The organism is Pseudomonas sp. EMN2 (assembly GCF_009650555.1).
GTDB lineage: Bacteria > Pseudomonadota > Gammaproteobacteria > Pseudomonadales > Pseudomonadaceae > Aquipseudomonas > Aquipseudomonas sichuanensis.
In genome coordinates this window covers 1-19195 of record NZ_VZZR01000051.1, presented here as the reverse complement: position 1 = coordinate 19195, position 19195 = coordinate 1, and the positions used below count along the sequence as shown (strand labels likewise).

The following is a 19195-nucleotide window of genomic DNA, read 5'->3' as shown; positions in this document are numbered from 1 at the left end:
TCAGGAGGATTCATGTTCCGTACCCGCGCTTCCCTGGCGACCCTGTTGCTGGCTACCGTTCTCGCAGGCTGCAGCACCGGCGGCACTTCGGGTGGCACTGCCGCCCCTGCCGCCCCTGCCGCCCCGGTCGGCAACGATGGCCGCTGCGAAGCCAGTGGCGCCGATTTCACCGTCGGCAAGCCGGCTACCGCGGAGCTGCTCGAGCAAGCGCGCAAGGCCAGTGGTTCGCAGATGGCGCGCATCCTCAAGCCCCACGACATGATCACCCTGGAGTACCGCTCCGAGCGCTTGAACCTGAATGTCGATGACAAAGGTGTGGTCACCCGCGTCAACTGCGGCTGATGCAATCGCGGGGCAAGCCCGCTCCCACGCCAGAGTGGGAGCGGGCTTGCCCCGCGATTTTTCGCAGCCAATAAAAAACCCGCCACAAGTGGCGGGTTTTTTACAGCTATCCGAATTACTCCGGACGCACCTGTGCAGCCTGCATGCCCTTCTGGCCGCGCTCGGCGACGAAGGAAACAGTCTGACCTTCTTTCAGGCTCTTGAAACCGTCGGTTTCGATGGCCTTGAAGTGTACGAACAGGTCGTCGCCGCCGCCTTGTGGGGTGATGAAGCCGAAGCCTTTTTCATCATTGAACCATTTGACGGTGCCGGTTTGGCGATTGGACATGGGATGAATCTCCAGAAACATGATTTTTTTTCGAGGTGCGATGCGGCCAAGGCTACAGGGGCACCGGCTACATCATAGTCTAATTCTGCGGATCAGGCGCCTATTACCTTCGCACTATGTCGATAAAGCGCAAACGAAGGGGGGCAAGGTCGCATGAAGCGCAGCTATTTCGGCTTGCAGGCGGCCTGCACGGCGGCCTGGGCACGGTGCATCAGCTTGGCGTCGACACCGTCCGAGCTGTCGAGGTCCTTGATCTCTTCGTCGGTAAAGTTCTTTTTGATGGCCTGGGCGCCGCAGGTGCAGTGCTTGGTTGCCGTCGCGGCGTCGACGCCTTGCGCCTTGGCCGTGTCCTGGCACTGGGCCATGTAGTTTTTCTCCTTGCCCGCCGGGAAGTCGCCCGCAGTGGCAGCCAAGGGCAGCAGCAGGGCGCTAACGGCGCAGGCGGCCAGAAGGGAGGGAAGTCGCATAACCGGATACTCCTTGGGTTAAGGTCTCATCAAGAGTAGGTTGCTTCAGAAGGTCTGATAGGAAATTTTCCGCACAAGTTCACCCGGCAGGCACGCTTGCCAAAATTTTCTGCCGACCCCTCTAGCCCCGTGCTAGCATGCCTCCCTTGCGGTATGCCGGTGGCAGCCGCATTTCTTTTTATACCTCCAGTCACTCTGGTTCGCCCCTGACCGGCCGAAAGGTCTCTGCCACTGTGAGGCAGGCTTTCCCATGGGAAAGGCAGGGCGGATCTTGTACTGGCTCATCCCAACCCACGTGACCTTTGGTAGGGGTCACCACTAGGAGAGGAGGCGCCATGCCCGTTATTACTCTTCCCGATGGCAGTCAACGCACGTTCGACCAGCCGGTATCCGTAGCCGAAGTCGCCGCCTCGATCGGCGCCGGCCTGGCCAAGGCCACCCTGGCCGGCAAGGTCGACGGCAAGCTCGTCGATGCCTGCGACAAGATCGACCACGACGCCACCCTGCAGATCATCACCCCCAAAGATGCAGAGGGACTGGAGATCATCCGTCACTCGTGCGCCCACCTGATCGGCCACGCAGTGAAGCAGCTGTACCCGACCGCCAAGATGGTGATCGGCCCGGTGATCGACGAAGGCTTCTATTACGACATCGCCTACGAGCGTCCCTTCACCCCGGACGACCTCGCTGCGATCGAAAAGCGCATGCAGCAGCTGATCGACACCGATTACGACGTGGTCAAGAAGATGACCCCGCGCGCCGAAGTCATCGACGTGTTCACCAGCCGTGGCGAAGACTACAAACTGCGCCTGGTCGAAGACATGCCGGATGAACAGGCCATGGGCCTGTACTACCACGAAGAATACGTCGACATGTGCCGCGGCCCGCACGTGCCGAACACCCGCTTCCTCAAAGCCTTCAAGCTGACCAAGCTGAGCGGCGCCTACTGGCGCGGCGATGCCAAGAACGAGCAGCTGCAGCGCGTGTATGGCACCGCCTGGGCCGACAAGAAGCAGCTGGCGGCCTACATCCAGCGCATCGAAGAAGCCGAAAAACGCGACCACCGCAAGATCGGCAAGCAGCTCGACCTGTTCCACCTGCAGGAAGAAGCGCCGGGCATGGTGTTCTGGCACGCCAACGGCTGGACCATCTACCAGGTACTCGAGCAGTACATGCGTAAAGTCCAGCGCGAAAACGGCTACTCGGAAATCAAGACCCCGCAAGTCGTCGATCGCATCCTCTGGGAGCGTTCCGGCCACTGGACCAACTACGCCGAGAACATGTTCACCACGGCCTCCGAAAGCCGCGACTACGCGGTCAAGCCGATGAACTGCCCATGCCACGTGCAGGTGTTCAACCAGGGCCTGAAGTCCTACCGTGACCTGCCGCTGCGCCTGGCCGAGTTCGGTGCTTGCCACCGCAACGAGCCGTCCGGCGCGCTGCACGGCATCATGCGCGTGCGTGGCTTCGTGCAGGACGATGCGCACATCTTCTGCACCGAAGAACAGGTGAAGAAAGAAGCCGCCGACTTCATCAAGCTGACCCTCGACGTGTACAAGGACTTCGGTTTCACCGACGTCGCCATGAAGCTCTCGACTCGCCCGGCCAAGCGCGTGGGTTCCGAAGAGCTGTGGGACCGCGCCGAAGGTGCCCTGGCCGAAGCCCTGAACGACTCGGGCCTTGAGTGGGAATACCAGCCGGGCGAGGGCGCGTTCTACGGCCCGAAGATCGAGTTCACCCTGCGCGACTGCCTGGGCCGTAACTGGCAGTGCGGTACCCTGCAGTACGACCCGAACCTGCCTGAGCGCCTCGACGCCAGCTACATCGCCGAAGACAACAGCCGCGTGCGCCCGGTGATGCTGCACCGCGCCATCCTCGGTTCGTTCGAGCGCTTCATCGGCATGCTCATCGAGCACTACGCGGGCGTGTTCCCGGCGTGGCTGGCGCCGACCCAGGCAGTGGTCATGAACATCACCGACAAGCAGGCCGATTTCGCCCTCGAGGTCGAGAAATCTCTGAACGGTAGCGGTTTCCGTGCCAAGTCGGACTTGAGAAATGAGAAGATCGGCTTTAAAATCCGCGAGCATACTTTGCTCAAGGTCCCGTACCTTTTGGTTATAGGGGATCGCGAAGTCGAAACGCAAACCGTCGCAGTGCGTACTCGCGAAGGCGCTGACCTGGGCTCCATGCCCGTCGCCCAGTTCGCTGAGCTGCTGAATCAGGCGGTTTCCCGGCGTGGTCGCCAAGAATCGGAGTAATGACTATTAAGCGTGAAATGAGAAACGATAAGCGTGCTGTACCGAAAGCCCCGATCAACGAGAATATCTCGGCCCGCGAGGTTCGGTTAATTGGCGCTGACGGCGAGCAGGTTGGCATCGTCTCGATTGATGAAGCGCTTCGTATCGCTGATGAAGCGAAGCTGGATCTGGTAGAGATCTCTGCAGACGCGGTACCGCCTGTCTGCAAGGTCATGGACTACGGCAAGCACCTCTTCGAGAAGAAGAAGCAGGCCAACGAAGCCAAGAAAAACCAGAAGCAGATTCAGATCAAAGAAATCAAGTTTCGTCCAGGGACGGAGGATGGGGATTACCAGGTAAAACTACGCAACCTGGTACGTTTCCTTACCGATGGGGACAAGGCCAAGATCTCTCTGAGATTCCGTGGTCGTGAGATGGCCCACCAGGAGCTGGGCATGGAGCTGTTGAAGCGGGTTGAAGCTGACCTCGCCGAATACGGCACCGTTGAGCAGCATCCGAAGATGGAAGGACGCCAGCTTATGATGGTCATCGCCCCCAAGAAAAAGAAGTAATCTCCCGGGCACGGCAGGCCTGATGATTATGTGTAATTTTATCGAATGCGGAGTTCCAACATGCCAAAAATGAAAACCAAGAGCGGTGCTGCGAAGCGTTTCCTGAAAACCGCTTCCGGCTTCAAGCACAAGCACGCTTTCAAAAGCCACATCCTGACCAAAATGTCGACCAAGCGTAAGCGTCAACTGCGCGGTGCCAGCTTGCTGCACCCGTCTGACGTTGCAAAAGTCGAGCGCATGCTGCGCGTACGTTAATTTCGGTCAAAGATAGAGGAAGTTACTCATGGCTCGTGTAAAGCGTGGCGTCATCGCTCGTAAGCGTCACAAGAAAATTCTGAAACTGGCTAAAGGCTACTACGGTGCACGTTCGCGCGTATTCCGTGTTGCCAAGCAGGCTGTCATCAAGGCTGGCCAATACGCCTACCGCGACCGTCGCCAGAAGAAGCGTCAGTTCCGCGCTCTGTGGATCGCTCGTATCAACGCCGGTGCACGCACCAACGGCCTGTCCTACAGCCGTCTGATTGCTGGCCTGAAAAAAGCGTCGATCGAAATCGACCGCAAGGTTCTGGCTGACCTGGCAGTGAACGAAAAAGCGGCGTTTGCTGCAATTGTCGAGAAAGCTAAAGCCGTTCTGGCCTAAGTACCCACGACAATCATCCGCCGGCGCCCTGCGCCGTCGGGTGTAAAACGTCATCGATAGGGGAAGAGCCTTCAAAAGCTCTTCCCCTATTTTCGTATCTGGAGTCTGTACATGGAAAACCTGGACGCGCTGGTTGCCCAAGCCCTTGAGGCCGTGGAACGCGCTGAAGACATCACAACCCTGGAACAGATCCGGGTCCAATTCCTCGGCAAGAAAGGCGAGCTGACCCAGGTGATGAAGACCCTGGGCAACCTGCCAGCCGAAGAGCGCCCCAAGGTTGGCGCGCTGATCAACGACGCCAAGGAACGCGTCACCGACGTGCTCAACGCACGCAAGGCCGCCTTTGAAGAGGCCGAGCTCAACGCTCGCCTGGCCGCCGAATGCATCGACGTCACCCTGCCAGGCCGTGGCCAGACCACCGGCGGGTTGCACCCGATCACCCGTACCCTCGAGCGCATCGAGCAGTTCTTCACCCACATCGGCTACGGCATCGCCGAAGGCCCCGAGGTCGAAGACGACTACCACAACTTCGAAGCGCTCAACATCCCCGGCCACCACCCGGCCCGGGCGATGCACGACACCTTCTATTTCAATGCCAACATGCTGCTGCGTACCCACACCTCGCCGGTGCAGGTGCGTACCATGGAATCGAGCCAACCGCCGATCCGCATTGTCTGCCCGGGCCGCGTCTACCGCTGCGACTCGGATATCACCCATTCGCCGATGTTCCACCAGGTCGAAGGCCTGCTGATCGACCGCGATATCAACTTTGCCGACCTCAAGGGCACCATCGAAGAGTTCCTGCGGGTGTTCTTCGAGAAAGAACTGGCCGTGCGCTTCCGCCCGTCGTTCTTCCCCTTCACCGAGCCGAGCGCCGAAGTCGATATCCAGTGCGTGATGTGCTCCGGCAAAGGCTGCCGCGTGTGCAAGCAGACCGGCTGGCTGGAAGTGATGGGCTGCGGCATGGTCCACCCGAGCGTGCTGCGCATGTCCGGCATCGACCCGGAAGAGTTCCAGGGCTTCGCCTTCGGCATGGGCGCCGAGCGCCTGGCCATGCTGCGCTATGGCGTCAACGATTTGCGTCTGTTCTTCGACAACGACCTGCGGTTCCTGGCGCAATTCCGCTAGGCCCAATCGACGCAAATTCTAGGAGAACAGCATGAAATTCAGTGAACAGTGGCTGCGCGGTTGGGTAAACCCGCAAGTCTCCCGTGATGAACTGGTTGCCCGCCTGTCCATGGCCGGCCTCGAAGTCGACAGCGTGACCCCCGCTGCCGGCCAGTTCAGCGGCATCGTGGTGGGTGAGATCCTCGCCACCGAACAACACCCGGACGCCGACAAACTGCGCGTGTGCCAGGTAAGCAACGGCGCAGAAACCTTCCAGGTAGTCTGCGGCGCCCCCAACGCCCGCCCAGGCATCAAGATCCCGTTTGCCATGATCGGCGCCGAGCTGCCGGGCGACTTCAAGATCAAGAAAGCCAAGCTGCGCGGCGTCGAGTCCTTCGGCATGCTGTGCTCGGCTTCTGAGCTGCAGATCAGCGAAGAGAACGACGGCCTGCTGGAACTGGCCGCTGACGCCCCGGTTGGCCAGGACATTCGCCAGTACCTGAACCTCGACGACGCCAGCATCGAAATCGGCCTGACCCCGAACCGCGGCGACTGCCTGTCCCTGGCCGGCCTTGCCCGCGACGTCAGCGCCCTGTACGACGTGCCGGTCACCCGCCCGGTAGTACCGGCTGTCCCCGCTGCCCACGACGAAGTGCGCTCGGTGGAAGTCAGTGCCCCGGCTGCCTGCCCACGTTACCTGGGCCGCGTCATCCGTAACGTCGACCTGAGCAAGCCGACCCCGCTGTGGATGGTCGAACGTCTGCGCCGCAGCGACGTGCGCAGCATCGACGCCGCCGTCGACATCACCAACTACGTGATGCTCGAACTCGGCCAGCCGATGCACGCCTTCGACCTCGCCGAAATCAACGGCGGCATCCGCGTGCGCATGGCCGAAGAGGGTGAGAAGCTCGTCCTGCTGGACGGCCAGGAAGTTGCCCTGCGCGCCGACACCCTGGTGATCGCCGACCACACCCGCGCCCTGGCCATTGCCGGCGTGATGGGTGGCGAGCACAGCGGCGTCAACACCGAGAAGACCCGCGACCTGTTCCTGGAAAGCGCCTTCTTCGAGCCGATCTCCGTTGCCGGCAAGGCTCGCTCCTACGGCCTGCACACCGACGCCTCGCACCGCTACGAGCGCGGCGTCGATTCGCAACTGGCCCGTGAAGCCATGGAGCGCGCCACCGCGCTGCTGTTGGAGATCGTCGGCGGCGAAGCCGGCCCGATCGTCGAAGCCGTCAGCGAACAGCACCTGCCGAACATCGCGCCGATCACCCTGCGCGACGAACGCATCACCCAGATGCTCGGCCTGCAGATGGACGCCGCCCAGGTCGAGCAACTGCTCAACGCCCTGGAGCTGACTACCAGCGCCAATGGGGCAGGGCAGTGGACCGTTACCGTGCCAAGCCACCGCTTCGACATCAGCCTGGAAGTCGACCTGATCGAAGAGCTGGCCCGCCTGTACGGCTACAACAACCTGCCGGTCCGTTACCCGCAGGCGCGCCTCGCGCCAAAGGGTAAGCCGGAGACCCGCGGCGAGCTGCCGAACCTGCGTCGCCTGCTGGTCGCCCGCGGCTACCAGGAAGCCATCACCTACAGCTTCATCGACCCGAAACTGTTCGAGCTGTTCACCCCTGGCGTCGAGCCGCTGGTGCTGGCCAACCCGATCTCCAACGACATGGCCGCCATGCGCGCCTCGCTGTGGCCGGGCCTGGTCAAGGCCATGCAGCACAACCTCAACCGCCAGCAAGACCGCGTGCGCCTGTTCGAAAGCGGCCTGCGCTTCGTCGGCCAGCTCGGCGACCTCAAACAGCAGCCGATGATCGCCGGCGTCGTCACCGGCAGCCGCCTGCCCGAAGGTTGGGCCAATGGCCGTGACGGCATCGACTTCTTCGACGTGAAAGCCGACGTGGAAGCCCTGCTGGGCTACTCGGGCGCCCTGAGCGACTTCAGCTTCGTCGCCGGCAAGCACCCAGCCCTGCACCCAGGCCAGACCGCCCGCATCGAGCGCGACGGCAAGGAAGTCGGCTACCTCGGCGCGATCCACCCGGAACTGGCCAAGACCCTCGGCCTCGACCGCCCCGTCTACGTCTTCGAGCTGGTACTCGGTGATGTAGTGGAAGGCCGCCTGCCGAAGTTCAGCGAACTGTCCAAGTTCCCGGAAACCCGCCGTGACCTGGCCCTGATCGCAGGCCGTGATGTGGCTTCCAGTTCGGTGCTTGAAGTAATTCGTGACAATGCCGGCGAATGGCTCACAGACCTCAGGCTGTTTGACGTCTACCAGGGTAAAGGCATTGATCCTGATAGAAAAAGCCTGGCCGTCGGCTTGACCTGGCAACATCCATCGCGCACTCTTAACGACGATGAGGTGAACGAAACCCTGCAAAATATCCTCACCTCGCTCGAACAAAGGTTGAACACCACGTTAAGGAAATAACGGCATGGGTGCTCTGACGAAAGCTGAGATGGCCGAAAGGCTGTACGAGGAGCTGGGGCTCAACAAGCGAGAGGCCAAGGAGCTGGTCGAGCTGTTTTTCGAAGAAATTCGGCACGCGCTTGAAGACAACGAGCAGGTCAAGTTGTCCGGTTTCGGCAACTTCGACCTTCGCGACAAACGCCAGCGGCCGGGCCGCAACCCCAAAACCGGGGAAGAGATCCCGATCACCGCGCGCCGCGTCGTCACCTTTCGTCCAGGGCAGAAGCTGAAAGCCCGGGTAGAGGCCTATGCTGGAACCAAGCCATAACGACGAGCTGCCCCCCATCCCGGGTAAACGCTACTTCACCATCGGTGAAGTCAGCGAGCTCTGTGCGGTAAAACCGCACGTGCTGCGCTACTGGGAGCAGGAATTCCCGCAGCTCAACCCGGTGAAGCGCCGTGGTAACCGGCGGTATTATCAGCGCCAAGACGTGCTGATGATCCGCCAGATCCGCGCTTTGCTGTATGACCAGGGCTTTACCATTGGCGGGGCGCGGTTACGGCTCTCCAGTGATGAGGTCAAGGACGAATCCAGCCAGTACAAGCAGCTGATTCGGCAGATGATTGCCGAGTTGGAGGATGTGTTGGTGGTGTTGAAGAAGTGACCCGTTTGCCGATGAATGGAAATTTTTGAAAAAAAGCTTCCATTAATCAAAAGGTTAGGGTAGATTCATCAACGTTCTCAGCGGTATCGAGAATGATGTCGGGGCGTAGCGCAGCCCGGTAGCGCACTTGCATGGGGTGCAAGGGGTCGAGTGTTCGAATCACTCCGTCCCGACCAAAATACTCCAAAGAATCCAGTCACTTAGCGGTGACTGGATTTTTTTATGGGCGACGATTATGCGCGCCAATCGACGAGCACACAGAGTACAAAACCTTTGAAGCTAATCTGTTCATACATGTAATGTCGATTTTTTGGGCAGCGAAAATCCTCTTGTCGTAAACCTTGTAAGGTTTGGTAGCGCCTAGATAGCCATCTGCGTGTATCAACTGCCCATGAGCTTGTCGCTAATGCCACTGCTGAGTGCGATGTAGGAAATTTCCTCTTTTTTGGTATGATTCGGTACCAGCCGAGAGGAAGTGAAATGCCCGTTATTATCGTTGAAAACGACACTTCGCAGTGGGAAGACGAAACCGGGGCCGTTTACCATTTCCCCAAGCGCTACCAAACTTGGCTCGCTCAAGGAACAGAGGTGATCTACTACAAGGGGCGTATCAAGGAAAAAGCCTTTGCCTCCGTTCGATTGAGCAGCGATCCGCATTATTTTGGAAGGGCGCGTATAGGTAAAGTCTACGCTGACCAGAAGAGTGCTAAAGGTGATCTTTTTGCCTTAATAGAAGACTTCACTCCATTTGCAGAAGCTATCCCTTCTAAAATCGGTGGAGAGTACCTTGAAACTATCCCAGCTAGTCGTGCGACTAACTACTGGCGGGATGGTGTTCGGCCCATTTCTCAACATAATTACGATGCAATTTTGGCTAGTGCGAAGATTTTGCCTGCTCAGGATGATATAAGCGAACCTTTTACGCGAGACGACCCACTGACCCTTACGTCAGCCAATGAAGGCAGTAAGTTGAGCTATTTCGGCACTCGTTATGAGCGCCGGAAAGATCTCAGGGTAAAGGCCATCGCTATCCACGGACTCACCTGTAAAGCATGCGGCTTCGATTTCGAACAGGTCTATGGTGAACATGCTAAAGGCTTCATTCACGTCCATCATCTAGTACCGATCTCTAATTTTGGCGGAGAGAAGGCTGTGGACCCTGAGACCGACTTAGTGACCTTGTGCGCCAACTGCCATGCGGTAGTTCATCGTAAGCGGGATATGACACTGAGCATTGAGGAACTGAAAGGAATGGTACGTGGGCGATGGGTAATTGAGCCTCAGTAGGGTAATGTGTGCGATCTTGACATCAGGTCTTGAGAATAACGAGGGAGATGTTGTTAAGAGCGCTGGTCGTTGCTCTGATTGAATCGGATTTTCCCTATTCTCTGTAGTCCGTTTCCGAAACATACTCCTAGCGCTTACCGCCCATTGCAGCCGTCCGATCAGCCATCTAGTCTCGCCAAGTCGCCGCAAATTCGACGACACGGTTTTGACAGACCGTCCCCTGATATTCGGACACGCGCAACGCTCAATGGCGGCTGTGCGTGGGGCACTTCGGTGCGCCGAGTTCCGATATCCTCGGTCTGTCAACCCACGCACCGCTGCCACCCATTTGTTTGACAGCAGAGATGTGGTAGCTCCAGCCAGATATCGGAGCTTTATCATGTTAAAAATCGTCCCCGACCCACCCCACCTAAACAATTACACCACCCAAACCCTCGAAGACCTCCTGGTCCAAATCTCCGAATACCTAGTCTGCGCCCTGACCATCAGCCAGCAGTCCATCCCGCTCCACACCAAACCCCCAGCCCAGGTCCTGACCCTAGCCGCCATGCACGAAATCAACAGCGCCCACACCCTGGTGGAAGTGGCGCTAAGCCGCGTGCAATCCCAACACTGACCTGGCGAACTCGTACTCGCCCTAGATGTTCACCGATCAGGCCCCGCGCCGTTCGCGGGGCCGCAGGAGGAGTGGTATGGATAAGGAATCGCAACCCCCACGCATCAAGCAACTCACCACCACCGGCGTCGGCCATTTCGGCGAAGGCGGGGAGGCCGGTGTGCAAGACCCTCTGTTCCGCGTAGTCGCGGGCCATCCGCTGGACCATGCGGTGGAGCAGGCGACCGTGCTGATGTGTGCGGTGCACAAGATCAGTGACTTGGCGATGGTGGAAACGGATCACCTGCCCACGCTATTGACGGCAATGCACTACCTCAGCGGCATGGCCAAGGCGCTGGTCCAGGATGCAAACCACGGCTTGATGGCCCCAGCCTTGCGGGGCGAATAGAGCAGGAGCAACACGCCCGAAGCTGTCTTCGGGCGACATGACTGCCCTGTGGTGGCGTGCCGGATATCGATGACTCGTTCAATTGCCGCGTCGGCTCTCCAGCTTGGCAAACAAATACATGCCAACCAGCATCGCCACCACGAACAGCAAAACCTGCCACCGCCCCGTGGATACTAACGCCACCGCCGGCCCAGGGCAGAACCCGGCAATCCCCCAGCCCACGCCAAACACTAGGCTGCCGCCAATCAAGCGGGCATCCAGTGTGCGCTTCACCGGCAACTGCATGGGCGCACCGAGCAAGGACTGGTTACGCGTGCGCGCCCAGTTCAGCGGGGCCGCCGCCACCGCGATGGCGCCTGCCATCACCAGCGCCAGGCTGGGGTCCCAGGCCCCGGTTACATCGAGAAACGCCAGCACCTTCGCGGGGTTGGTCAGGCCCCCCAGCAGCAGACCGAAGCCAAAGACCAACCCTGCGAGAAAGGCCGTGAACTTGCGCATGTTCAAGCCCCCAGCAGATGGCGGATGACATACACCGTGGCAAACCCGGTCGCCATGAAGCACAAGGTGGCCAGCATCGACCTCGGCGACAACCTGGACACGCCACAGACGCCATGGCCACTGGTGCAACCGGCGGCATAGCGGGTGCCCACACCGACCAGCAGGCCGGCAATCACCAACGCCGGCCACCCGGCGTGGACCTCGATCTCGGGCAATACGGTAAACACTCCCCACAGCAACGGCGCCAGCACCAGGCCGAGCAGGAACAACGCTTTCTCGCTGCGGCCCTCACCATCGCCCTGGATCAGGCTACCGAGCAGGCCACTGATGCCGGCGATTCTGCCATTCGCCAGGATGAACAGGCTTACGGCCAGGCCGATCAAGGCGCCTCCGGCCAAGGACGCCCAAGGTGTGAAGTTGACCCAATCGATGTTCATGCTGCAGCTCCCGCCAACAGAGGTTCTGGTCAAAATATAGGCCTGCGCGGGTACAAGAGCCTGTGCCAAAAGGGCTAACCGTTCGTTGCCGAACTCGGTCATCCGCGGGCCGGGATTGTAGTACCGTTCTGAAACCTGCAACGATGGGCTCGCCCAAGGTTCGCATGGCTGCTTCTGCTGTATTATTGCCTTCGTCAGGCCGCACATGCGGTAGCTGTCGCAGGGGCGAGAACAGGAGCAAAACATGTCCAAGTCAAGGGTGAAGGTGGCATTCCTGGCCGCCGAGCGCGAAGCGCAGGAGGCCAAAAAAGCCTTTCTTGAGCTTGTGCATGCTGACATATCAGAGCATCCGGAAAGGATCGAGCCCATCCCGTCAGCGTTGCTGAATCGTATGGGGCACCTTCGGGCCAAAGCGCAAGCGAACTCTGGGTAAGAACTGTCGGCACTGGCGTAGGGTCAAAGCCGGGCTGCCCAACCGCTATCGCCTTTTCTTCCAGTACCGAGGCGACCTTCCCAAAAGCATCATCTACGCATGGCTGAACGACGAGGCGACCCTACGCAAGGCTGGCGCTCGCACTGATGTCTATGCGGTTTTCAAGGCGATGCTCAAGAAAGGCGCAATGCCCGATACTTTTGCCGACCTTCTCCAGGCTTCCTCCCCAGTACCTGAGTACAACTGAGCAGTTCTGAATCAAAGCTCAGCGCTGCAGAAGTCAGCAGCAGCCAAATGCAAAACCCACGTCTCGGTACCATTGGCCTCAAACCGTTTCCACGGGGTGGCCAGCGCCTGTGCAAGGGGCTAATACGCACAGTGATGCAAGCTGATCTCGTAGGTCCTACAGGATTTCTTCTGCTATTCATGTAGTCCATTTCCCAACAGCCCTTTTTCAAGCTTTAGCCTGTTGAGATGGTGAATCTGCACGACTAGTCTCGCCCTGCTCGTCGTGTTTCACCGTCCGGGGTCGGCCGGGTCTTCAGGTCAGCAAAAACTGCACAAGGATCGTGCGGAATGGCCCGGAGGCCCTGGAGGGGGAGACGCGGCGGGCTCTTTTTTTCCACTGGGCAGGTGGCCGGTCGCGGCCGTTGCCATCGTTGACAGGGGGTAACGCATGGACAAGGAAGAGCAATCTCAGGAGCTGCAAAAACTGAACGTCATCGCACTGGCCCATCGCGGCAAGCAGATGCCAACGCGCCACTGGGTGCAGGCCATGCCGGGGCTGCAGACGCGTGAGGTGCTGGAGGAGGCTGCAGTCATCCTGGGCTGCGTCACCGGGCTTACCCAGCAGGCACTGGCCAAGCCGCGCGAGGCGCAGACGCTGATGCGAGCGACCTACTATCTGAGCGGCCTGGCCAGGGTCATGATCGAGGGGCAGCTGCCCTTGATCAAACAGCAAGGCGACAAATGAGGCTCGACAGTTGAACGACAAAGCCGCTTCCGGAGCACCGGGAGCGGCTTTTTCATGTGCGCAACCGGCCCGATTGGATCAAGCCCCGCGCCGCCGCAGTACCGTCGCCAACGCCACGGTCAGCACAACTGCCACCACCACGGCCAAGCCCATGGTCGCAGCAATGCCGATGCGCTCCAGCAAACCGGCCACGATCAGGTAAAACGCAATCACCCCCACCGCGCCAATCGCATTGCCGCGCACCATCATCGCCATCCCGGCGCGCCCGCTTTGCACGTGGGCAAACACCACCAACGGCCAGGCGATCACCGGGATCGGCGCCAGCATCCCGCTGGCGGCAGGCCCGAGCCAGCTGGCCAGGCTGGTGGTGATCATCAGCAGGCCGGTGGCGGACACCATGCGCAGGGGGATTTCCCAATAGCGGTGGCGGGGTTGGGCGAGGCCGTCGGGCCTGGTTTCGCGGCCACTGGCGCGGATCAGCACGGCGATCAGCAGCAGGGCCACGGCAATCGACAGGGGCAGGCCGCCCCAATGGGTGAAGGCGTAGGCCGCCACGCCATAACACAGCATCGCCAGCGGCGCGGCGCAGGCAATGCCGAAGCGGCGGGTGCTGTACAGGTAGACGGCGTAGGTGGCCTGCACCGCCGCCAGGCCGCCGAGGGCGCCGGGCACCGCGCCGAGGACGAACGCCGTGCCTTGCTCAAGGCACAGGAAGGTCATCACCAGCGCCGAGGTGATCGGCAGGCCGGACAGCAAGCCGCCGAGCAGGCCGCCCCAGCGCCGCGAGGCGAGGGACACGGCCCACATCAGCAGCGGCGTGACGATGAGTTTCAGGTAGAACAGGGTCATTACGTGGGTATCCGCTGTTGCCAAGGGTGCGCCCGCCGTCGGCATTGGGTGGGGCGCGGGTGAATCAGCCGCGGCTGGCCTCCAGCGCCTGGGCCAGGTCGGCAATGATGTCGTCGCTGTGCTCGATGCCGATCGACAAGCGCACCATGTCCCGTGGCACGCCGGCCTTTTCCAGCTCTTCGTCGTTGAGCTGGCGGTGGGTGGTGGAGGCGGGGTGGCAGGCCAGCGACTTGGCATCACCGATGTTCACCAGGCGCACCACCAGTTGCAGCGCATCGATGAAGCGTGCCCCAGCAGCCTGGCCGCCCTGGATGCCGAACGACAGGATCGAGGCCGGCTTGCCGCCGGTATAGCGCTGGGCCAACTCATGCTCGGGGTGGTCGGGCAGGCCGGCGTATTTCACCCACGCCACTTGCTCGTGGCCTTGCAGGTAGTGGGCAACCTTGAGCGCGTTCTCGGTGTGGCGCTCCATGCGCAGGGCCAGGGTCTCCAGGCCTTGCAGGATCAGGAAGGCATTGAACGGCGACAGCGCCGCACCGGTGTTGCGCAGCGGCACCACGCGGCAGCGGCCGATGAACGCGGCGGGGCCGAAGGCTTCGGTGTAGGTCACGCCGTGGTAGGAGGCATCGGGGGTGTTGAGCAGGGCAAAGCGTGCCTTGTGCTCGGCCCAGGGGAACTTGCCCGAGTCGATGACGATGCCGCCGATGCTGGTGCCGTGGCCGCCGATGTACTTGGTCAGCGAGTGCACCACGATGTCGGCGCCGTGCTCGAACGGGCGGCACAGGATCGGCGTGGCCACGGTGTTGTCGACGATCAGCGGCACGCCGTGGCGGTGGGCGGCGGCGGCCAGGGCGGCGATGTCGACGATATTGCCGGCGGGGTTGCCGATGGACTCGCAGAACACCGCCTTGGTGCGTTCGTCGATCAGCGCTTCGAGGGCGGCGATGTCGTCATGGGCGGCAAAGCGGGTGGTGATGCCCATGCGCGGCAGGGTGTGAGCCAGCAGGTTGTAGGTGCCGCCGTACAGCTTGGCCACCGAAACGATGTTGTCGCCGGTCTCGGCGACGGTCTGGATGGCGTAGGTGATGGCGGCCATGCCCGAAGCCACGGCCAGCGCGCCGACCCCGCCTTCGAGGGCGGCCATGCGCTGCTCGAGCACGTCGTTGGTGGGGTTCATGATGCGCGAGTAGATATTGCCGGCCACCTTCAGGTCGAACAGGTCGGCGCCGTGCTGGGTGTCGTCGAAGGCGAACGAGGTGGTCTGGTAGATCGGCACGGCCACGGCCCGGGTGGTCGGGTCGGGGCTGAAGCCCGCGTGGATGGCGAGTGTTTCCAGCTTCATGCAGTCGTTCCTTGAGCGTGGGTGGAAGCGGCTGAGCATGGAGCGCGACGCCTGTGAGGGTCAAGCCGTCTGGCAGGCAGTTTTGCCCAAGCAGTGGCAGAGTGCGCCCAGTATGTCTGTCGTACTTGGTAACTTCTTAGTGGCGTATTTTCGGACGCGTCCGACATACAGCCGCACTGTGCGCCATTAGATTGCGAGCCTTTTACAGGGAGTTCGTAACATGGCTTATCACGGATATATGTCGATCAAAGGTTCGCTTCAGGGGCTGATCTCGGCGGGCTGCTCCACCCAGGACTCAATCGGCAACAAGTGCCAACTGGGGCATAGGGACGAAATCATGGTGCTGGCTTTCGACCATGGCCTCACCCATGCCGACAACACGCAGCGCGCGCTGCACCGTCCCGTCTACCTCACCAAGTTCGTCGACAAGGCCACCCCGCTTCTGGCCCAGGCGCTGGACAGCGGCGAGCGGGTCGAATGCGACATTCAGTTCTTCCGCACCAGCGCTGCGGGCCTCCAGGAAAAATACTACTCGGTGAGACTCGGCGGGGCGGTGATCGTCCAGCAGAACGTCGCCATGCCCCACGCCGTCCTGCTCAACGAGCAGGAGCCGCAAGAGTATCTGGCGCTGCGCTACCGGGATATCTCCTGGGTGCACCATGTGGCCGGAACAACCGGGTATGCAACCTGGGGCGAGGAATGAGCGGGCGCAGCGAGCATGACGTGCCGTGGGACGACGACTTCTGGGAGGTCAGCCATGCCGCAGCGCGGCTGACGCAATATGCCTGCGAAGTTGCCGCGCGGTGCCTGGATGATGGGATGTTGCGGCTGCAGTTTACGCAGGAAATGGCGTATGTCGGGAAGGGCATTGTGGAGGATGTTCGGACCGGGAGGAGAACGCCGGAGCAAGGGCTGATTCAAATAAGGAAAGAACATGCCGAGTTGGCTGATCAGTTTTTTCAATATTCAAAACTGGTGGCAGGGTTGGCGGCCGGAGTAATACAGATTGCAGGCGGTGTCGCAGTATGCAAGCTGACCGCAGGGGTTGCGTGTGCTTTGGGGGGTATTGCACTCATGCAGCATGGGATCAATGCAGTTTATGAAAATGGTCGAAATATTTTTCAGGGAAGAACCGATACGGTAGGTCCATTGAGAAAGGGTTATCAGGAAGTAGCCAAGGCGCTGGGAGGGAAGGCTTCGCATGGGAATGTCGTGTATGCCGCTACGGATATGGCGTTGTCTGGTTTTGGGTTGACTACGCTCGTTGTTGGTCGAAATGCTTGGAGGCTTTTTAAGTACATCAGGTCTGATATGGTTCCTGCGTACAAAAATTTGGGGGCAGGAGCTATAGGCTTAGAGCTTGGCGTGAACGTCATGAATGGGGAGCTGATCTGGGTGGAGATTCAGAAGTAATGATTTCCTGGTTGTTCGGATGCTGCGTGGTTGTCGGGGTGGTGATTGCGTATACGCTTAGGTATAGGTTTTCTGGAGCGAATTTCAGATGGGTGACTTTTTGGTTGTGCGTGGTTTTCAATATATTTTTTTCAACTTATTACATGAGGATTATGGAGCGGTCCTATCTATTGTTTATTGGGTATGTGCCTGACTTTAGATATGAAAACCCTGCTGTTGGGTGGTGGTGCATTGTTGGTATGTGGATGCACAGCTTTGCATTTCCCGTGCAGTGGGAGCCAAAGAAATGGTTCAGAAAAAAGTGAAGCGCTACTGCGAATTCATGGGTAATGAATTCGGCACGCTGGATTTTGGTGTATGGGATAGCTGAGGGGTTGGCCCTCGTATTCATGCTCATTCACCTATACGGCATTGTGGCAATAAATAATGCTCGCTGTTTTTCTGGCTTATCCAAGGGTAGGGCTGATTCAACGCGGCTGGGATGATTGGTTGTAATTTGTAAGGCCTGATGAGGATTATGCGATGCTATGGTTTTATGTTGTTTTCTCTTTTGCAGCACTTGCGGGGTCACGGTTTCTAAGGTGCTGCGTAACAAAGCGAGGCGAGGAAGATACGAGGCATGGTGCTGTGATTTTCTATAATTTTATTCTGGCGTTCATGCATTGTTCGGTGGGTGCTCTGGATAAATATTTTTATGTCTATCAACGGCCCGACATAATTGAGCGTCACCCTCAAGTATTCTGGTTTGCTTGCGTATTTACCGTGCTTCATTTTGTTGCACAATTCCGGAAGAATAATGTGAATTGCTTCCGTTGGAAAAGAGACATGGATATTTTGAGGTAACGCCGTGGGGTGCTTATGACTGCCTTGACGTTTTTTCTTGTCGTGTGCTGGAGCCTGTCATCGTCAATGCTTTTCTGGTTCTTTTTTTCCGGAATCAATCTGACCGAGGGCAAATCGGTACTCGGTTCGTTCTACAACATTGGCTTCGCGGTTTTTTACTTCTTCCATGTCTTTCCCGGTGAATATGGACGATTCGGCCTCCCCGTCGAGACCGTTCATGAACACCCCTGGATCGTCTGGTTGTCGATCCCGATGATTCTGCACCACCTTTGGATCATCCCTGGGCTGACCCCTTCCCCCATCCGCTTACGCCGCAAATGGGACCCCACCTTCAAGCGCCACGGCGAACCCTGACCCTATCGCCCCACCACCCCCTGAACCCGCGTCGTCTCTTCCTCCAAGTACGTCAGCAACGCCGCCACCTCCGTCTCCCCCAACCGCATGTTGGGCATCGCCAGCTGGTTGTACTGCTGGTACAGCAGCATGGCTAGCGGGTCTTTTTCGGCCAGCATCTGGTCCGGCACCATCAGCCAGCGTTTCAGCCAGGCTTCGTCGCGCTGGCGGGTCACCCCCAGCAGGTCCGGCCCAATCCCGCCGGTGGCACCGCGTTCGGCCTCGCCCACGGTGTGGCACGATGAGCAGCGGGTGCGGAACAGTTGCTCGCCGGCACTGGGCGTGCGGATCTCGGGCGCCTGGGTGTAGTCGAGGTTCTGCACGCTGGCGGTCTTCCAGTTGTGCAGGCTGTTGGCCAGGCGGTCGGCGAGGATGTACGGGCTTTCGAAGGGCGAGGCTTTCATCCAGCGGCCGGTGCTCTGGTTGCCGATGATCAGGCTCAGGTTGTGGTCTTTGCTGCGGCCGTTCTCCAGCCCTTCGATATACAGGCCGAGGCTGCGGCGCAGCTGTTCGATGTCGGCGGCCTCGCCGGTGAGCAGGGTCCAGCCCGGGCCGATGGAGAACTTTTCGGCGTAGCGCTTGAGGGTGGTGGGGGTGTCGTTATAGGGGTCGATGCTGATCGAGTAGAAGAAGATGTCCTGGCCGACGCGTTCGCCCAAGAGCTTCTGCACCTGGCGCAGGCGCGCGGTTTCCACCGGGCAGGAGTCGCCGCAGCCGGTGAAGATGAAATTGATGGCGACCACTTTGTCTTTGATCAGGTCGTCGAAGAACCGTACTTGGTTGCCGTCCTGGGTAAGCAGGGGAATGTTGGGGAAGTAGTTGGCACCCCAGGGGGTGTCGGGCTCAGCGCTGGCGCGGGTCGGGGGCAGGGCGCAGGGTAGGCTGAGGATAATCAGCAGGGGCAGCAGCAGGCGCCAGGTGCGGGGCATGGTCTTACCCTCTTGGGTGGGTG

General features: G+C 59.8%; 25 protein-coding genes and 1 tRNA gene. 19 read left to right on the top strand and 7 right to left on the bottom strand.

Features of this window, described 5'->3' with window-relative positions; all coding sequences use genetic code 11:
• Window positions 1–12: 12 nt before the first annotated feature.
• The gene (locus F6X61_RS16340; protein WP_153787482.1) at window positions 13–342 is read left to right on the top strand and encodes an I78 family peptidase inhibitor; all 330 of its coding nucleotides are present in this window, start codon (window positions 13–15) and stop codon (window positions 340–342) included.
• A gap of 115 nt (window positions 343–457) precedes the next feature.
• Here the strand turns inward: F6X61_RS16340 and F6X61_RS16335 are convergent, their stop codons facing one another.
• Entirely contained in the window at window positions 458–670 is a 213-nt protein-coding gene (locus F6X61_RS16335) for a cold-shock protein (protein WP_110993890.1), read from the bottom strand.
• 164 nt (window positions 671–834) lie between these two features.
• The gene (locus F6X61_RS16330) at window positions 835–1137 is read right to left on the bottom strand and encodes a hypothetical protein (protein ID WP_153787481.1); all 303 of its coding nucleotides are present in this window, start codon (window positions 1135–1137) and stop codon (window positions 835–837) included.
• A gap of 335 nt (window positions 1138–1472) precedes the next feature.
• Here F6X61_RS16330 and thrS point away from each other — a divergent pair, with 335 nt between their 5' ends.
• The 12 genes from thrS (at window position 1473) to F6X61_RS16270 (ending at window position 11062) form a co-directional block, all read left to right on the top strand.
• Window positions 1473–3395, top strand: coding sequence for a threonine--tRNA ligase (gene thrS, locus F6X61_RS16325; RefSeq protein WP_153787480.1), 1923 nt, complete (start codon window positions 1473–1475; stop codon window positions 3393–3395).
• The gene (gene infC, locus F6X61_RS16320) at window positions 3395–3946 is read left to right on the top strand and encodes a translation initiation factor IF-3 (protein WP_012052879.1); all 552 of its coding nucleotides are present in this window, start codon (window positions 3395–3397) and stop codon (window positions 3944–3946) included. Before thrS ends, infC begins: the two co-directional genes overlap by 1 nt.
• A gap of 60 nt (window positions 3947–4006) precedes the next feature.
• Entirely contained in the window at window positions 4007–4201 is a 195-nt protein-coding gene (gene rpmI, locus F6X61_RS16315) for a 50S ribosomal protein L35 (protein WP_003250667.1), read from the top strand.
• A 28-nt stretch (window positions 4202–4229) separates the two neighbouring features.
• Window positions 4230–4586 (top strand): 50S ribosomal protein L20, encoded by a 357-nt coding sequence (gene rplT / locus F6X61_RS16310; RefSeq protein ID WP_003250671.1) that lies wholly within the window; start codon window positions 4230–4232, stop codon window positions 4584–4586.
• Between the two features lie 111 nt (window positions 4587–4697).
• Complete coding sequence (pheS, locus tag F6X61_RS16305) at window positions 4698–5714, top strand: phenylalanine--tRNA ligase subunit alpha (protein WP_110993887.1); 1017 nt, start codon at window positions 4698–4700, stop codon at window positions 5712–5714.
• 31 nt (window positions 5715–5745) lie between these two features.
• Window positions 5746–8127, top strand: a complete 2382-nt coding sequence (gene pheT / locus F6X61_RS16300) for a phenylalanine--tRNA ligase subunit beta (RefSeq protein WP_153787479.1) — start codon at window positions 5746–5748, stop codon at window positions 8125–8127.
• A gap of 4 nt (window positions 8128–8131) precedes the next feature.
• The gene (gene ihfA, locus F6X61_RS16295; protein ID WP_009394049.1) at window positions 8132–8434 is read left to right on the top strand and encodes an integration host factor subunit alpha; all 303 of its coding nucleotides are present in this window, start codon (window positions 8132–8134) and stop codon (window positions 8432–8434) included.
• The gene (locus tag F6X61_RS16290) at window positions 8415–8771 is read left to right on the top strand and encodes a MerR family transcriptional regulator (protein WP_011533210.1); all 357 of its coding nucleotides are present in this window, start codon (window positions 8415–8417) and stop codon (window positions 8769–8771) included. The genes ihfA and F6X61_RS16290 overlap by 20 nt, the downstream gene beginning before the upstream one ends.
• 99 nt (window positions 8772–8870) lie before the next feature.
• A tRNA-Pro gene (locus F6X61_RS16285) sits at window positions 8871–8947 on the top strand.
• A gap of 304 nt (window positions 8948–9251) precedes the next feature.
• Entirely contained in the window at window positions 9252–10058 is an 807-nt protein-coding gene (locus F6X61_RS16280) for an HNH endonuclease (RefSeq protein WP_153787478.1), read from the top strand.
• 379 nt (window positions 10059–10437) lie between these two features.
• Complete coding sequence (locus F6X61_RS16275; protein ID WP_153787477.1) at window positions 10438–10674, top strand: hypothetical protein; 237 nt, start codon at window positions 10438–10440, stop codon at window positions 10672–10674.
• Window positions 10675–10750: 76 nt separating this feature from the next.
• Window positions 10751–11062 carry a DUF3077 domain-containing protein gene (locus tag F6X61_RS16270; protein WP_178125832.1) on the top strand — a complete coding sequence of 104 codons (312 nt, stop codon included), beginning with the start codon at window positions 10751–10753 and terminating at the stop codon, window positions 11060–11062.
• A 78-nt stretch (window positions 11063–11140) separates the two neighbouring features.
• On the opposite strand, the gene F6X61_RS16265 is transcribed toward F6X61_RS16270, so the two are convergent.
• Together F6X61_RS16265 and F6X61_RS16260 are read right to left on the bottom strand one after the other, a co-directional pair.
• Window positions 11141–11560: a DUF6691 family protein gene (locus F6X61_RS16265; RefSeq protein ID WP_153787475.1), complete on the bottom strand. Its 420-nt coding sequence runs from the start codon at window positions 11558–11560 to the stop codon at window positions 11141–11143.
• Between the two features lie 2 nt (window positions 11561–11562).
• On the bottom strand, window positions 11563–11997 hold the full coding sequence (locus tag F6X61_RS16260) for a YeeE/YedE family protein (RefSeq protein ID WP_153787474.1): 435 nt from the start codon (window positions 11995–11997) through the stop codon (window positions 11563–11565).
• A gap of 244 nt (window positions 11998–12241) precedes the next feature.
• Here F6X61_RS16260 and F6X61_RS16255 point away from each other — a divergent pair, with 244 nt between their 5' ends.
• The 3 genes from F6X61_RS16255 (at window position 12242) to F6X61_RS16245 (ending at window position 13403) form a co-directional block, all read left to right on the top strand.
• Entirely contained in the window at window positions 12242–12430 is a 189-nt protein-coding gene (locus F6X61_RS16255) for a hypothetical protein (RefSeq protein ID WP_153787473.1), read from the top strand.
• The gene (locus F6X61_RS16250; protein WP_306109220.1) at window positions 12384–12677 is read left to right on the top strand and encodes a type II toxin-antitoxin system YhaV family toxin; all 294 of its coding nucleotides are present in this window, start codon (window positions 12384–12386) and stop codon (window positions 12675–12677) included. Before F6X61_RS16255 ends, F6X61_RS16250 begins: the two co-directional genes overlap by 47 nt.
• A gap of 429 nt (window positions 12678–13106) precedes the next feature.
• Window positions 13107–13403, top strand: coding sequence for a DUF3077 domain-containing protein (locus tag F6X61_RS16245; protein ID WP_153787472.1), 297 nt, complete (start codon window positions 13107–13109; stop codon window positions 13401–13403).
• A gap of 78 nt (window positions 13404–13481) precedes the next feature.
• On the opposite strand, the gene F6X61_RS16240 is transcribed toward F6X61_RS16245, so the two are convergent.
• On the bottom strand, window positions 13482–14252 hold the full coding sequence (locus F6X61_RS16240; RefSeq protein ID WP_153787471.1) for a hypothetical protein: 771 nt from the start codon (window positions 14250–14252) through the stop codon (window positions 13482–13484).
• A gap of 64 nt (window positions 14253–14316) precedes the next feature.
• Window positions 14317–15594: a bifunctional O-acetylhomoserine aminocarboxypropyltransferase/cysteine synthase gene (locus tag F6X61_RS16235; RefSeq protein WP_153787470.1), complete on the bottom strand. Its 1278-nt coding sequence runs from the start codon at window positions 15592–15594 to the stop codon at window positions 14317–14319.
• A gap of 220 nt (window positions 15595–15814) precedes the next feature.
• Here F6X61_RS16235 and F6X61_RS16230 point away from each other — a divergent pair, with 220 nt between their 5' ends.
• The 3 genes from F6X61_RS16230 to F6X61_RS16220 all read left to right on the top strand — a co-directional run bounded on the left by F6X61_RS16230 (window position 15815) and on the right by F6X61_RS16220 (window position 18204).
• Window positions 15815–16297: an Hcp family type VI secretion system effector gene (locus tag F6X61_RS16230; RefSeq protein ID WP_153787469.1), complete on the top strand. Its 483-nt coding sequence runs from the start codon at window positions 15815–15817 to the stop codon at window positions 16295–16297.
• Entirely contained in the window at window positions 16294–17007 is a 714-nt protein-coding gene (locus tag F6X61_RS16225; protein ID WP_153787468.1) for a DUF4225 domain-containing protein, read from the top strand. Before F6X61_RS16230 ends, F6X61_RS16225 begins: the two co-directional genes overlap by 4 nt.
• A 909-nt stretch (window positions 17008–17916) precedes the next feature.
• Complete coding sequence (locus F6X61_RS16220) at window positions 17917–18204, top strand: hypothetical protein (RefSeq protein ID WP_153787467.1); 288 nt, start codon at window positions 17917–17919, stop codon at window positions 18202–18204.
• 2 nt (window positions 18205–18206) lie between these two features.
• On the opposite strand, the gene F6X61_RS16215 is transcribed toward F6X61_RS16220, so the two are convergent.
• Complete coding sequence (locus tag F6X61_RS16215; RefSeq protein WP_153787466.1) at window positions 18207–19172, bottom strand: SCO family protein; 966 nt, start codon at window positions 19170–19172, stop codon at window positions 18207–18209.
• Window positions 19173–19195: the final 23 nt, after the last annotated feature.

What these genes read in the sequence shown, in the direction of transcription:
- F6X61_RS16255 (WP_153787473.1), top strand. Translation starts at nt 12,242, where the DNA reads ATGTCCAAGTCAAGGGTGAAGGTGGCATTCCTGGCCGCCGAGCGCGAA.
- thrS (WP_153787480.1), top strand. Translation starts at nt 1,473, where the DNA reads ATGCCCGTTATTACTCTTCCCGATGGCAGTCAACGCACGTTCGACCAG.
- pheS (WP_110993887.1), top strand. Translation starts at nt 4,698, where the DNA reads ATGGAAAACCTGGACGCGCTGGTTGCCCAAGCCCTTGAGGCCGTGGAA.
- rpmI (WP_003250667.1), top strand. Translation starts at nt 4,007, where the DNA reads ATGCCAAAAATGAAAACCAAGAGCGGTGCTGCGAAGCGTTTCCTGAAA.
- F6X61_RS16220 (WP_153787467.1), top strand. Translation starts at nt 17,917, where the DNA reads ATGCTTTTCTGGTTCTTTTTTTCCGGAATCAATCTGACCGAGGGCAAA.
- rplT (WP_003250671.1), top strand. Translation starts at nt 4,230, where the DNA reads ATGGCTCGTGTAAAGCGTGGCGTCATCGCTCGTAAGCGTCACAAGAAA.
- F6X61_RS16290 (WP_011533210.1), top strand. Translation starts at nt 8,415, where the DNA reads ATGCTGGAACCAAGCCATAACGACGAGCTGCCCCCCATCCCGGGTAAA.
- infC (WP_012052879.1), top strand. Translation starts at nt 3,395, where the DNA reads ATGACTATTAAGCGTGAAATGAGAAACGATAAGCGTGCTGTACCGAAA.
- F6X61_RS16240 (WP_153787471.1), bottom strand. Translation starts at nt 14,252, where the DNA reads ATGACCCTGTTCTACCTGAAACTCATCGTCACGCCGCTGCTGATGTGG.
- F6X61_RS16270 (WP_178125832.1), top strand. Translation starts at nt 10,751, where the DNA reads ATGGATAAGGAATCGCAACCCCCACGCATCAAGCAACTCACCACCACC.
- F6X61_RS16265 (WP_153787475.1), bottom strand. Translation starts at nt 11,560, where the DNA reads ATGCGCAAGTTCACGGCCTTTCTCGCAGGGTTGGTCTTTGGCTTCGGT.
- F6X61_RS16330 (WP_153787481.1), bottom strand. Translation starts at nt 1,137, where the DNA reads ATGCGACTTCCCTCCCTTCTGGCCGCCTGCGCCGTTAGCGCCCTGCTG.
- F6X61_RS16245 (WP_153787472.1), top strand. Translation starts at nt 13,107, where the DNA reads ATGGACAAGGAAGAGCAATCTCAGGAGCTGCAAAAACTGAACGTCATC.
- F6X61_RS16225 (WP_153787468.1), top strand. Translation starts at nt 16,294, where the DNA reads ATGAGCGGGCGCAGCGAGCATGACGTGCCGTGGGACGACGACTTCTGG.
- ihfA (WP_009394049.1), top strand. Translation starts at nt 8,132, where the DNA reads ATGGGTGCTCTGACGAAAGCTGAGATGGCCGAAAGGCTGTACGAGGAG.
- F6X61_RS16275 (WP_153787477.1), top strand. Translation starts at nt 10,438, where the DNA reads ATGTTAAAAATCGTCCCCGACCCACCCCACCTAAACAATTACACCACC.
- F6X61_RS16235 (WP_153787470.1), bottom strand. Translation starts at nt 15,594, where the DNA reads ATGAAGCTGGAAACACTCGCCATCCACGCGGGCTTCAGCCCCGACCCG.
- F6X61_RS16230 (WP_153787469.1), top strand. Translation starts at nt 15,815, where the DNA reads ATGGCTTATCACGGATATATGTCGATCAAAGGTTCGCTTCAGGGGCTG.
- F6X61_RS16215 (WP_153787466.1), bottom strand. Translation starts at nt 19,172, where the DNA reads ATGCCCCGCACCTGGCGCCTGCTGCTGCCCCTGCTGATTATCCTCAGC.
- pheT (WP_153787479.1), top strand. Translation starts at nt 5,746, where the DNA reads ATGAAATTCAGTGAACAGTGGCTGCGCGGTTGGGTAAACCCGCAAGTC.
- F6X61_RS16280 (WP_153787478.1), top strand. Translation starts at nt 9,252, where the DNA reads ATGCCCGTTATTATCGTTGAAAACGACACTTCGCAGTGGGAAGACGAA.
- F6X61_RS16335 (WP_110993890.1), bottom strand. Translation starts at nt 670, where the DNA reads ATGTCCAATCGCCAAACCGGCACCGTCAAATGGTTCAATGATGAAAAA.
- F6X61_RS16340 (WP_153787482.1), top strand. Translation starts at nt 13, where the DNA reads ATGTTCCGTACCCGCGCTTCCCTGGCGACCCTGTTGCTGGCTACCGTT.
- F6X61_RS16260 (WP_153787474.1), bottom strand. Translation starts at nt 11,997, where the DNA reads ATGAACATCGATTGGGTCAACTTCACACCTTGGGCGTCCTTGGCCGGA.